General features: G+C 35.3%; 13 protein-coding genes and 1 tRNA gene. 10 read left to right on the forward strand and 4 right to left on the reverse strand.

Annotation, left to right across the window (positions count from 1 at the left end):
- Positions 1-11 precede the first annotated feature (11 nt).
- The 4 genes from uppS to NWE55_RS09845 all read right to left on the reverse strand — a co-directional run bounded on the left by uppS (position 12) and on the right by NWE55_RS09845 (position 3,153).
- On the reverse strand, positions 12-752 hold the full coding sequence (gene uppS, locus NWE55_RS09830; protein WP_155090870.1) for an undecaprenyl pyrophosphate synthase: 741 nt from the start codon (positions 750-752) through the stop codon (positions 12-14).
- A 4-nt stretch (positions 753-756) separates the two neighbouring features.
- Positions 757-1,476 carry a type IX secretion system protein PorG gene (gene porG / locus NWE55_RS09835; protein WP_155090869.1) on the reverse strand — a complete coding sequence of 240 codons (720 nt, stop codon included), beginning with the start codon at positions 1,474-1,476 and terminating at the stop codon, positions 757-759.
- A gap of 124 nt (positions 1,477-1,600) precedes the next feature.
- The gene (locus NWE55_RS09840) at positions 1,601-2,485 is read right to left on the reverse strand and encodes an NAD kinase (protein ID WP_155090868.1); all 885 of its coding nucleotides are present in this window, start codon (positions 2,483-2,485) and stop codon (positions 1,601-1,603) included.
- Entirely contained in the window at positions 2,485-3,153 is a 669-nt protein-coding gene (locus NWE55_RS09845; RefSeq protein ID WP_155090867.1) for a CBS domain-containing protein, read from the reverse strand. Before NWE55_RS09845 ends, NWE55_RS09840 begins: the two co-directional genes overlap by 1 nt.
- 93 nt (positions 3,154-3,246) lie before the next feature.
- Here NWE55_RS09845 and NWE55_RS09850 point away from each other — a divergent pair, with 93 nt between their 5' ends.
- The 10 genes from NWE55_RS09850 (at position 3,247) to clpX (ending at position 13,280) form a co-directional block, all read left to right on the forward strand.
- On the forward strand, positions 3,247-3,960 hold the full coding sequence (locus NWE55_RS09850; protein ID WP_155090866.1) for a pyridoxine 5'-phosphate synthase: 714 nt from the start codon (positions 3,247-3,249) through the stop codon (positions 3,958-3,960).
- Positions 3,960-4,733 (forward strand): alpha/beta fold hydrolase, encoded by a 774-nt coding sequence (locus NWE55_RS09855; RefSeq protein WP_155090865.1) that lies wholly within the window; start codon positions 3,960-3,962, stop codon positions 4,731-4,733. The genes NWE55_RS09850 and NWE55_RS09855 overlap by 1 nt, the downstream gene beginning before the upstream one ends.
- 148 nt (positions 4,734-4,881) lie before the next feature.
- Positions 4,882-4,952: transfer RNA gene (locus tag NWE55_RS09860), tRNA-OTHER, on the forward strand.
- A 173-nt stretch (positions 4,953-5,125) separates the two neighbouring features.
- Entirely contained in the window at positions 5,126-5,788 is a 663-nt protein-coding gene (locus NWE55_RS09865; RefSeq protein WP_155090864.1) for a phosphatidylserine decarboxylase family protein, read from the forward strand.
- An 822-nt stretch (positions 5,789-6,610) separates the two neighbouring features.
- Positions 6,611-7,858 carry an OmpP1/FadL family transporter gene (locus NWE55_RS09870; protein WP_155090863.1) on the forward strand — a complete coding sequence of 416 codons (1,248 nt, stop codon included), beginning with the start codon at positions 6,611-6,613 and terminating at the stop codon, positions 7,856-7,858.
- A gap of 18 nt (positions 7,859-7,876) precedes the next feature.
- Positions 7,877-9,478: an SGNH/GDSL hydrolase family protein gene (locus NWE55_RS09875; protein ID WP_155090862.1), complete on the forward strand. Its 1,602-nt coding sequence runs from the start codon at positions 7,877-7,879 to the stop codon at positions 9,476-9,478.
- Positions 9,479-9,507: 29 nt separating this feature from the next.
- Positions 9,508-9,864, forward strand: a complete 357-nt coding sequence (locus tag NWE55_RS09880) for a phage holin family protein (RefSeq protein ID WP_155090861.1) — start codon at positions 9,508-9,510, stop codon at positions 9,862-9,864.
- A gap of 99 nt (positions 9,865-9,963) precedes the next feature.
- A complete protein-coding gene (gene tig, locus NWE55_RS09885; protein WP_155090860.1) occupies positions 9,964-11,289 on the forward strand; it encodes a trigger factor in 1,326 nt (441 codons plus the stop codon).
- An 82-nt stretch (positions 11,290-11,371) separates the two neighbouring features.
- Positions 11,372-12,031 carry an ATP-dependent Clp endopeptidase proteolytic subunit ClpP gene (clpP, locus tag NWE55_RS09890; protein ID WP_155090859.1) on the forward strand — a complete coding sequence of 220 codons (660 nt, stop codon included), beginning with the start codon at positions 11,372-11,374 and terminating at the stop codon, positions 12,029-12,031.
- 7 nt (positions 12,032-12,038) lie between these two features.
- Positions 12,039-13,280, forward strand: coding sequence for an ATP-dependent Clp protease ATP-binding subunit ClpX (clpX, locus tag NWE55_RS09895; RefSeq protein ID WP_155090858.1), 1,242 nt, complete (start codon positions 12,039-12,041; stop codon positions 13,278-13,280).
- The last annotated feature ends 25 nt before the right edge of the window (positions 13,281-13,305 follow it).

The following is a 13,305-nucleotide window of genomic DNA, read 5'->3' on the forward strand; positions in this document are numbered from 1 at the left end:
ATATTCGTTTTTTATTTAATTTGTTCACTAGTTTTTCCAAATCTTCTTTCTCTTTTTTGAAAAGTCAGAAGGGCTTTTGATAATTCTTCTTCAGAGAAGTCAGGCCATAGTACATCAGTAAAATACAATTCAGCATAAGCTATTTGCCAAAGTAAAAAATTACTGATTCTCTGCTCGCCACTCGTCCTAATTAGAAGGTCTACATCAGGTAAATCGTTCGTGTAAAGATGCTCATTTATAATTGTTTCATCTATATCAGCCTCCGAAATTAAGTTATTTTTAACTTTAAAAGAAATTTTTTTAATAGCCTCAACTAATTCTGCTCTTGAACCGTAACTCAAGGCTAAGGTCAAGGTCATTTTGTTATTTTCTCTTGTCTGGTCGATTACCTCTTTTAAATTTTTTTGTACTTTATCTGGAAGTAATTCCAAGTTGCCAATAGCATTTAGTGCTATACCATTACTCATGAAGGTAGGTAGTTCTTTTTTTAGAGACTTTACCAATATTTCCATTAATTTATCAACTTCAAATTTAGGTCTATTCCAATTTTCAGTTGAAAAAGCGTATAAGGTTAGGTTTTTTATTCCAAGTTCTGCACAAGCAGTAATAGTTGTTCGCACAGACTTTATGCCATTTTCATGCCCTATTGTTCTTAAAAAACCTTTTTGCTTTGCCCAACGCCCATTTCCATCCATGATGATTGCTAAATGCTGAGGTAGCTTGTTTACGTCAATTTGTTCTTTCCAATTCATCTATTTAATCTGCGCAATAACATGGGTTCTTTCCAAATGTATAACTTATCGATATACCGCTGTAAAAAAACCAATCGTTTCCATTTTTACCAAAACTATAATACTCTCTACGATCACCTTTAGGATGACTTCCATCCAGATTATCTGTATTTGTGTAATTAGCCAGTACTTCAGCTGTAATATTTAGCTGAGGTGTAGCTCTTATTTTAATACCTCCACCAAAAGGAATTGCAAACGAGTTTTTCTTCTTGCCTCTTACTAAATCTACCTTATCTAATCTAATGTCTTCTTCTATAGGTTGTTCAAAAGCCTTGTAATACAAGTCGTCATATCGAATACCTGAAACTCCTAAATAAAGAAAAGGGGTAAGAGCAAATTTTTCCTCGTGTAAATCAAATTCAAAAAAGTTGAATTCGATTCCTACTGATAGTTGCTGTATGTCATTTTTAAAACTATAACCCCTTTGCTTTCTATTTCCCATGTCCGACTTGGCATCGTTACCGCTGATCTTCGTCTGTAAAAAACTTACTCTATACGAATGTCTTGGGCTGCGATTCCATCTGTAATAGGCATGAAACGAAAAGTCTGTGGGATTTATAATTTGAGTAGAACCTACATCTCCTACATAATTGGCTCCTCCAATACCTACACCGACTTCGTGTATCTGTGCACTGGCAATGTTCGCAGTCAATAGCAATAATAAGGAAATTAAAAGTCTATTCATTTTGTTAAAATAAGCTACAAATATAGTAATATAGAGTTTTAATTAAACCTTTTTTGTGATATTATGCTTTAATTAAAACTGAACTATTCATTTGTAAACGTTCAATGTTGTAAAAAATTATACTCTAATTCCTTTTATCTTCTCCCCAAAGTAATTTATTGCGGAGTGTTTTAATAAAACTCTGTGAAGGGAATTCTACTAAATCCATTGTAAAAGGCGCTTTTGAGATGATTACTTCTGTTTCGTTGGTCACTGTTTTTGTCGTAGTATCAAGCGAAAGTAAAAACTTCTTCTCACGACTGCTTACTTTTAGCTTTATCTCTAAATTGTCTCTAATAACTAATGGTCTTACGTTTAGGTTGTGTGGCGCAAGAGGGGTAATAACAAAACAATTTGTTTCGGGTTCAATGATTGGCCCTCCACAGCTAAGTGAGTAACCTGTCGAGCCTGAAGGTGTCGCAATAATCAAACCGTCAGCCCAATAAGAGGCTAAAAACTCATCGTCTAAGTAGGTATCTACTGTAATCATCGAAGTGGTATTCTTTCTCGATACCGTAATTTCGTTTAAAGCATACTGGATTTCAAAATCGTTATTCTTTGGTGGGTTGCATCTAAAACTAACCAACGATCGCTTTGAAAGTTTGAAGTTATTCGTAAAGACATTAGGCAGCAATTCTTCTATGTCATCCTGTTGCACATTGGCCAAGAAACCAAGTCTCCCCGCATTTATCCCTACAACCGGAATATTTTTGTCTTTAATAAAGTTTGCGGCTCTCAGCATTGTACCATCTCCACCGATACTAATGAAAAAATTCACGTCGGTCGACAGTTCTGCATTTTTGCCAAACACATCATACTCTTTTGACAAAATATTATTGTGTTTTAGCAAATTGTAAAATTGTTCTTCAAATATGATTTCATGCTCATAATCTTGAAAAACTTTTAATAACCTTAGTATGATGTTTTGTACTATAGGTTTACTAGTTTGTCCATAAATTGCAAACTTCATTATATATTCATGTATTTATTAAAATAGTCAGATCGATCTCTTAGCTCATTGCGATACAAATCATCATTGTGGTTACTTTCAATTTCGTATCCATGTCTTCTAAAGTCATCCAATATCGCATTTGTATTGATATTGTTAGTCTTTATTAGGATGTTAGTATTGCTGTCATTGCTGTTCAGCAAAATTACGCCAAAAAGTTTAGCATTGTTACTTTCTACGATTTGACTTACTGCTGATAAGCTAAATGTATTCGTTGCTTTAGACACAACAATATGCTCTCCGTGTTCTTGTAAGAAAATGGAATCATTCCAAACGGCAGATAAAGGTTCTTTGCAAATAATGCCAAGTAACTGACCTTCTTCTGTTAGATAGGGAATGATATTTGCATCGTTTAGACTAAGCAAATTTAGTGCCTCAAAGATAGAAGGCGTAGGTTGGTCTGTTAAATAAAAGTGTTCTAAGTCATATAGCATTTCCCTAAGAGCAGTAGCTTCATCTGTGTTTTCAAGGTCCTCTGTCAAGAGGTTGCCTAAAAAGAAGTGATTTTCATCTACAATAGGAAGATGCGAATATCCTTTGTTTTCTAAATACAATAGACATTCACTTACCGTCGACGACGAAGTGAAGTAAGGGATAGCAGTTACTATTTCTCTTTGTAGTGAAAACATATAGGGTGACTTGAATTATTCAGTGCAAAATAATCAAATTTAATCAATAGGCGTAGATTATACTTTGTATTTTTGCGTTTTAATTTTATAAGTATGACTAAATTATCTGTAAATATTAATAAAATAGCGACTTTGCGTAATTCGCGTGGAGGCGATGTACCTAATTTATTACAAGTAGCTAAAGACGTTCAAAAGTTTGGAGCGGAAGGGGTGACTATTCACCCACGTCCCGATGAGCGACATATTAGATATCAGGATGCTCGCGATTTAGTGAATGTGGTTTATACTGAATTTAATATTGAAGGTAATCCTATGGATAACTTCATGAAGTTAGTTTTCGAGTGCAAGCCTACTCAAGTAACTTTAGTTCCCGATGCAGTTGACGCTCTTACCTCTAACGCAGGTTGGGATACTGTTAAGCATAAGAGTTTTTTACAGGATGTGATAACTGAATGTAGATTACAAGGAATCCGCACTTCTATTTTTGTCGACCCTGTATTAGAAATGATTGAAGGGGCAAAAGTAGTAGGAACAGATCGCATCGAGCTTTATACTGAAGAATTTGCTACGCAATATGGTCTGGGAAATGAAAAAGCGATTATTCCTTATACTAAAGCAGCAGAATTGGCAAGTGAATTAGGACTGGGGATAAATGCAGGTCATGACTTGAGTTTAGACAATATCGAGTTCTTTAAAAATAATATACCTAATTTGTTAGAAGTATCTATTGGACATGCCTTAATTTCTGAATCACTATATTTGGGATTGGAGAATGTAGTAAATATGTATATTAGAAAATTACAGTAATGACGGATATTTTATATTCAAATATTGAAGGAGAAGGTGGAATCCCTTTGTTAGTTATCCACGGATATTTTGGGACTTCTGATAATTGGAAGACATTTGGAAAGCAAATGGTTGAACAAGGATATGAAGTTCACCTATTGGATTTGCGCAATCACGGTAGAAGTTTTCACTCTGCGGATTGGTCTTATGACTATATGATAGAGGATATTACTCGTTATATGGATCATTATAATATGTGTGATGCAATTGTGTTAGGCCACTCAATGGGCGGTAAATTAGCGATGAAGTTTGCTATGAAGTACCCTTCCCGTGTTGAAAAATTGATTGTTGCAGATATTGCTCCCCGCGCTTATCCTCCGCATCATCAAGACATCATCGAAGCGTTGCAAGCAGTAGATTTTAGCGTTAAACCAAGTCGACAAGATGTCGATGCGATAATTTCAGAACGCATTAAAGATGTAGGTACTCGTATGTTTTTAATGAAAGGTTTGTATTGGAAAGAACCTGGGCAATTGGATTTTCGATTTAATTTGAATGTTTTCGCTGAGAAGCCTGAAGTGGTGGGTGAAGGATTAACAGGAGAAGGTGTCTATGAAGGTAAAACTCTTTTTATAAGAGGGGGAAATTCTAAGTATATTCAAGAAAGGGATTTCGAAGATATTCAGACGTATTTTCCACAAGCTGTTATCGAAACTATTCCTGGAGTTGGACATTGGTTACATGCTGAGAATCCGGATATGTTTTACGAGATTGTAAGTAAGTTTTTACAGTAGTAAAAACTGTTCAGTATATAAGGAGGCTAATTCTATGCATAGAATTAGCCTCCTTTGCTTTTGTGAGGGTTTGTTGGACTAGTATGAAATAGAAAAACTGTACCATGATAGTCGTAGAATAAGGCTATATGTTTGCAGTGTACAAAAAGGTTCTGTGGCTGAGTGGTTAGGCCTGATTACGCAATAATCAGTAGATTGGTTCGAATCCAGTCAGAACCTCAATTCTCTGTGCGATTCATTGCGCATGGCACAAAGTGATCTTTAGGGATTTAGAAATGACTTCTGTTTTAGTTACTTCATAATTGATGTTTTTTCTAATGTGAATTAGGGGTACCAAGTATCGATTTGCCGTTTTGGCAAAGGGTTTAACATTTTTTAAAAGTTTGACAAAAATGAGAATACACAAAGAGGGAACGGGATCTATATCGCTTTCGGTATGCATATTTATAGCTGTTAATTCACTATTGTTCTTATGTCTACCCAGTAGTTGGTGGATATTGCAATACGCAATTCTTTTGATGACCTTGGTGGCCATGTCTTTAGTGGTTTACTTTTTTAGAATCCCTTCAAGGGTATTAGCAGAAGATGACAATTTGATTTTGGCTCCTTGTGATGGAAAGGTGGTCGTCATAGAAGAAGTAGAGCCAGACGAGTACTTTACGGAAAAGCGCTTGCAGATTTCTGTTTTTATGAGTGTATTGAACGTACATGTCAATAGAAATCCAATAACTGGTGAAGTTGTGTATAGTCAATATCACCCAGGGAAACACCTTGTGGCGTGGCATCCTAAATCTTCCCTTTTGAATGAAAGGCATACTGTTGTGTTAAAGCACAAGAATGGGCAGGAAGTTTTAGCCAAGCAAATTGCAGGTGCTTTAGCTAAGCGTATTGTTAACTATCTCCATGTGGGCGGAGTAGCTACACAAAGTGAAGAGTTAGGATTTATTAAGTTTGGTTCTCGAGTGGATCTCCTGTTACCCATTGATACCATAGTTAACGTCAAGTTAGGGGATTGTGTTCAAAGTGGCATCACCCCTTTGGCTAAGTGGAAATAATTAATCTGTTTGTTGGAATTTAAGTAGAACTGTTCTTTGGGATAGTTCTACTTTTTTTTGTGTGTTTCGGATTCTCTTGTTATTTCTTTTTCTACTTAGGCACTTTTTGAGTCAGTGTTCAGGAAGTACAATTGCTTCGTACAAGTACTAAAGTATAAGTAATGTGTAGAAATGGTTTATAATCTTGCAATCGGATGAAGGAGAAGCAGGGGGTGATTATTGATAGGATGATAAACAATAACTGTACAGTTATATTAGGACGACAGGGGCTAAATAGGGGGTGGTCGGCTTGTGGTCGGTATATGATCGCATAGTGGTCGCATACTTTCTGCAGAATAATATGCGACCACTATGCGATCAATATGTAATCATATTTGTATCAATGTATGGCACGTACTTCTGAAGGTCAAGTTAGTTGTCGCTTCTCACATAAACGGAGGTGTTTTTAGAGCGAATAGCTAAGGGAAACGTTGGTTTAGAAAATTGGGGTAAAATGAAGTTGTTTTTTGCGTTTGGAGCATTTGAGAACTCCCCAAATGCTGATCTTAGAAGTATATATACTTATTATATGTAAATCCAGAGAGGTTAAAACTTAATTTACAGCAAAGAAGTATTGTTTTTTTAGAATTAATTATAACGTTATGTTTTATTATTATTTCTACTATATGTTAAATTAATAGTAATTATAGTTATGTGTTGTTGGTTTTATTTGAATAAAATTTATTTTATTTTTTACTAATGTTAAAATAAGGCTTAAAAATTTGTAAAATTATAATATCTATCTATATTTGAAATTAGACGAATTGTAAACAATATTAGATTATGGTTAAAAAGTTTATATCATTATCCCTGTTATCTTTAATATCTTATTCAGCATTTGCTGGAGGTTATAGAGTAGCAATGCAAGGTAACAAACAGCTTGCGATGGGACATACAGGAGTAGCTGTGGTAAACGGTGCAGAGTCAGTGTTTTTTAACCCTGCTGCAACAGTTTACTTAAAAGATAAATGGAATTTTTCGGCTGGAATGAATGTATTGGTAGCAGATACAAAATTCCAAAATGAAACATACGGTTGGGAGAATGAAACTCGAAATGTAGGAACTCCTATCTATGCTTATGGTACTTATAAGGCTACCGATTGGTTAACAGTAGGATTGGCAATCTATTCGCCTTATGGAAGTGCTGTTGATTGGGATAGAGATTGGCAAGGAGCTCATTTGGTAAACAATATTGATTTAAAGGCTTTTTACTTTCAACCTACTGTAGCAATTAAAGTAAGTGATCGCTTTAGTTTTGGAGGGGGACCTATCTTTGTAAATGGAGGGGTAACTTTCAATAAGAATATCTCGAGAAGTATGGTTGACGAGCATGGCAACAAAACGGATGTAACTATTGAAGCTAAGAATGTTACAGCTTGGGGATGGACTGCAGGATATATGTTCAACTTTGACGACCATTTAAGAGTGGGGATGAACTACCGCTCAAAAATCATTATGAAAGAGAGTGATGGTAAAGCTAAGTTCTACGATGTACCTGGATTTGGTGAAGGTATGTTCCAAAATGGAAGAATTAAAGCGCAAATGCCATTACCAGCAGAGTTTAGTGTTGGGGTATCTTATGAGTGGAATAAGTGGTTGTTTGCATTTGATTACAACCGTACATTCTGGAAAATTTACGATGCATTAGTAATTGATTTCGTAAATAGCCCATTGGGAACATCAGTTAACCCTCGTAATTATAAGGATTCAAGTACATACCGTTTAGGAGCACAGTATACTGTAAATGATCAGTTGTCTTTAAGAGCAGGATGGTACTACGATGAAAGCCCTGTTCAAGATGGATACTTTGCACCAGAAACACCGCGTAACGATTCACGTGCATATACTGGAGGTTTAACTTATAAGTTTAAAAATGGTTTAGGAATAGACTTAGTGTTTAGTTATTTACACTTTAGTGATACTAATAATTCTTATGACTATTTCCAAGAAGATGGACAAAATGTTTCGTTTGGAGGAACATATAGAAGTGCTGTGACAAGTGGAGGTATCGGTGTAAGCTATAGTTTTTAACTTTAAAAGAAGACAATCATGAAAAAAAGATATTTATTAGTGTTGCCAGCTTTAGCTTTATTAGCGAGTTGTAAACCAGAGATTAGCGATAAAATAGATTCAGGTACATACTATCCAGGTAATGCAGATTTCTCTACTTATGTAGCAGTTGGGAATTCATTGACTGCCGGTTTTATGGATGGTACGGTTTACCGTTCAGGACAGGCCAATTCGTTTCCTTCTATTTTAGCGAGACAGTTTGAAGTTGTTGGAGGAGGGCAGTTTACACAACCTTCTTTTGACAAAGACATTAACGATGTAGGAGGCTTGTTATTTGGAGGTGCGGTTAACCCTGGGTTTAAGACCAAGATGATCATTAATATGTCTACAGGAGGACCTGAAAACATTAAAGGACAATCGACTTTAGAGGCAACAGAACAACAGAAGAAAGCATATCACAATGCAGGTGTTCCGGGAGCTAAAACATTCCACTTACTTTCTGCAGGGTATGGTAATCCAGCTAATTTAGCTTTAGGAAAAGCAAATCCTTATTTTGTTAGAACAGCAACATCAGAAAATGTTACTGTATTGGAAGATGCACTGTCTTTAAGTCCTACGTTCTTTAGTAATTGGATTGGAGCAAATGACGTACTTTCATATGCAACTTCGGGAGGTGAAGGAGTGGATCAGAATGAGAAAGGTGGTTTAAATCCTGGTGATTATGGAGCAAATGATATTACACATGTGGGCGTGTTCCAAGATGTGTATGGTAAAATTACCAATGCTCTTACAGCTAATGGAGCAAAAGGGGTGGTAGCTACTATTCCAGATGTAACAGCGATACCTTATTTCACTACAGTTCCTTATAATCCTTTAACACCTGAGTTAATTGGAGTTGATAAAATAGATCAATTGAATGGTCTAATAGGCATGTTGAAACAAATACTGGCAAAAGGAGGACAAGGAGATAGATTACAGATGATTTCAAAAGAAGCAGCTAATCCATTGTTGATTCAAGATAAAAGCTTAGCTGATATGTCCGCTTTGTTAGAAATGGGAATTAAACAAGCAGTAGATGCAGGACTTTTTCCTATCAAATTAGAACCGGCTCAGATTAAGTTAATAGCTGTTTCTTTTGGTCAAGCAAGACACGCTACGGCTAAAGATTTGATGTTGTTGACAAGTAAAGCAGAGATTGGAGCTTCATTAGCTCAATCTACTGGAAACGCAACAATTGATGCGATGTTGAAAAAAGGGGTTACTTTCCCAATTGGAGATGAGTTCGTGTTAAATTCTGTTGAACAAGAAAAAGTGAAAAACGCTACCACACAGTTTAACTTAATTATTAAGCAAATTGCAGCAGAGAAGGGGTTAGCTGTGGCAGATATGAACGATATATTGAATAAAGCAGTATCGGGATTGAGAGTAGAAGATGGCCAAATCTACACGGCAGATTACTTTAAAGGTATGGGGAATTTGAATACGGTGATGTTTTCACTTGACGGTGTCCACTTAAATCAAAGAGGATATGCTTTCATAGCAGCCGAAATTTTGAGAGTGATTAACAGACATTACGATGCAAAGATTCCTTTGGTGAATCCTGCAGTTTATCCTGGACCTACTTTATTGCCTAATAATTAATAATTTATTACTTTTACAAGAAAAAAGGTATGAATTTTATCATTAGATTATTAATTACGACGGCTTTAGTCATGTTTTTATGTTGGTTATTACCAGGAGTAAGTGTTGATGGATGGACAACTGCCCTATGGGTAGCTGTTGCAATGGGGTTGTTAAATGCATTTTTAAAACCCATATTAGTTTTCATGACACTGCCAGCAACGATTGTGACACTGGGATTATTCCTACTTGTGATCAATGCAGTAATAATTCAATTAACAGCATACTTTGTCAAGGAATTTACTGTTGACAATTTTTGGTACGCCTTATTATTTAGTATCGTGTTGACATTTTGCCAATCCATAGTTAATGGTAAACAGCAAGATGATCGCCTACAAAGGCAGTAAAAAAATTATTGATTGAAATACAATTACTTAAAAACTTGGATGGGTTGTAAAAATAATTTATTTTTGCAACCCAAATTTATTATGTAAATACATCAAAAAATGAATATTACAAGAAATAATGTAGATGCTCTTAATGCAATCGTAACTATTGAGCTTGCAAAAGAAGATTATCAAGGTAATGTAGATAAGGTTTTATCTAACTACAAAAAGAACGCTAGTATTCCTGGATTTAGAAAAGGAGCAGTGCCAATGAGTTTAATCGTTAAACAATACGGTAAAGCGGTAATGTTTGAAGAAGTAAACAAAATTTTGCAAGACAAATTGAATAATTATCTTGTAGAAGAGAAAATCGATATTTTAGGAAACCCACTTCCAGTGGCAGATGAAACTTTTGACTGGGATGCAGATGTATTAAAATTTGATTTTGAATTAGGATTAACTCCTGAATTCACTGTAGATTTAGAAGGAAAAAACAAAATTAATAAATTCAAAGTTGTTGCTGATGACGCTATGTTAGATGAGCAAGTTGAATATATTCAAAAACAATACGGTAAACTAATTTCTAAAGAGACAGTAGAGGAAACTTCAGAAATGGTTGGTACTTTCACAAATGAGGAGGAGGGAATCAACAATGAAGTTAAGATTGCAGTTTCTGCTTTTAGAACTAAAACAAACCAAAAGAAATTCTTAAACAAGAAAGTAGGTGACCAAGTAACTGTTAGTACAAAAGGATTGTTCGATGACGATCACAAACTTATGGAGTACTTAGCAGTTGACCACGATAAAGTTCACGGTTTAGAAGTAGATGTTGTATTTACAATTAAAGAAATCAACGAAACTGAATTAGCTGAATTAAATCAAGAATTATTTGATAAATTATTCGGTGAAGGAGTTGTAACTTCAGTTGAGCAATTGAAAGAAAAAATCAAAGAAGATGCTGAGAAACAATTTGCAGGACAAGCTGACCAAAAGTTTGTAAATGATGTTTATGAGCACTTATTAGAAAGTACTTCATTTGATTTACCAGCAGCGTTTTTAACTAAGTGGTTACAATCAGCTGGTGAAACTCCAATGACTGCAGAACAAGCAGCTGAGGAGTATGCTAAATCTGAAAAAGGTTTACGTTACCAATTGATCGAAGGAAAAGTGATGTCACAATATGATTTACAATTAGACTTCGAAGAAATTAAAGCTTTCACTGTTAAGTTAATCAAAGATCAGTTAGCTCAATTTGGACAAGCTGAACCAGATGATAAAACAGTTGAAGATATCGTAGCAAGAGTTATGTCTAACCAAGAAGAAGTAAGACGTATTTCTGAGCAAGTAATGAACGATAAAATGTTAGCATTGTTTACTGAAAAAGTAAATGCTAAAGAAAAAGAAGTTTCTTATAAAGATTTCGTAAAGGAAATGTACGGAGAATAATTTCCGAAAAAAAATAAGTATATTTGAGCGTCTTCCCGAAAGGAGAGACGCTTATTTTTTAATACTAAAAAAGTAAATAAAAATGGATTACGGAAAAGAGTTTCAAAAGTATGCAACTAAGCATCACGGTATAAATAGTATGTACTATGACAAAATCGTTAGTAGTATGACTCCATACATTATTGAAGAGCGTCAAATGAATGTAGCTTCAATGGATGTATTCTCTCGTTTAATGATGGATAGAGTTATCTTTTTAGGTACAGCTATTGACGATTATGTAGCAAATATTATTCAAGCGCAATTATTGTTCTTGGAGAGTGTGGATAATGAGAAAGATATTAGTATTTATGTAAACTCTCCTGGAGGAGGAGTGTATGCAGGTTTAGGTATCTATGATACTATGCAATTCATTAAACCAGATGTAGCAACTATCTGTACAGGAATGGCTGCATCAATGGGAGCAGTATTGTTATGTGCTGGAGCTGCAGGTAAGCGTTCTGCTTTACCACATTCTCGTGTGATGATTCACCAACCATTAGGTGGAGCTCAAGGTCAGGCATCTGATATCGAGATTACAGCAAGAGAGATTATGAAGTTAAAAGATGAACTGTATCAAATCATTTCAAAACATTCTGGACAGTCTATGGAGAAAGTTCACCACGATAGTGATAGAGACTATTGGATGATCGCTCAAGAGGCAAAAGAGTATGGAATGATTGATGAGGTATTAATTAGAGAATAAATTATATATGGCGAAAGAAGAAATGAGATGTTCTTTCTGTGGGCGCCCTGAGTCAGAAACGAATATTCTTATTGCTGGTATAGATGCTCATATCTGTGATAGATGTGTTGAGCAGGCATTCGGAATTGTTGAGGAGGATGGAGAAGCGAAGGAGCTGGAAAGTTTAGCTAAAGATTTATTACTAAAAAAACCAAAAGAGATTCGAGCTTTTTTAGATGAATATGTGATTGGACAAGATCAAACTAAAAAAGTAATGTCCGTTGCAGTCTATAATCACTATAAACGCCTTTTGCAAGAAGCGAATAGTGAAGAAGGTGATGTTGAAATCGAGAAGAGTAATGTCTTAATGGTAGGGCAAACTGGTACTGGTAAAACGTTAGTGGCAAAGACAATCGCTCGTATGTTGAATGTTCCTTTGGCTATTGTTGATGCAACAGTTCTAACTGAGGCAGGATACGTAGGAGAGGATGTAGAAGGTATCTTGACTAAGTTGTTGCAGGCAGCAGATTATGATGTTGATCGCGCTGAAAGAGGGATTATTTTTATTGATGAGATCGATAAGATTGCTCGTAAGAGTGATAACCCTTCTATTACACGTGATGTATCAGGAGAAGGAGTGCAACAAGCTTTGCTTAAACTCTTAGAGGGAAGTGTTGTGAATGTTCCGCCAGAAGGTGGTCGTAAACACCCTAACCAAAAGTTTATTGAAGTTAATACAAAGAATATTCTGTTTGTTGCTGGTGGTGCTTTTGACGGTATTGAACGCATTATTTCTAAACGTTTAAATTTCCAAGCTGTTGGATATAACGCTACGAAAGAGAATGAAAAGGTAGATAAGACAAACCTAATGCAATACATAGTACCAAAAGATATTAAAGATTACGGTTTGATTCCGGAGATTATCGGACGATTACCTGTATTGACTTATATGGATCCTTTGGATAGAGAAACTTTGAGATCAATCTTGACTGAACCTAAGAATGCACTGATAAAGCAATATGAGAAGTTGTTTGAAATGGATCATATTAAATTTTCAATTTCAGAGGATGCCTTGGATTACATTGTGGATAAAGCATTGGAATATAAATTAGGGGCTCGTGGTCTTAGGTCTTTATGTGAAGCTATTTTGACAGATGCTATGTATGAATTGCCAAGTCAGGATCACGTTGAAGAACTACATGTTGATCGAGAGTATACTGAACAAGCATTAAATAAGAATTTACTACAGAAACTTCAAGCTTCTGTATAAGGATAAAATGTAAAAAGCGATAGAT

It is taken from the genome of Myroides albus (genome assembly GCF_024722315.1).
GTDB classification, from domain to species: Bacteria; Bacteroidota; Bacteroidia; order Flavobacteriales; family Flavobacteriaceae; genus Flavobacterium; species Flavobacterium album_A.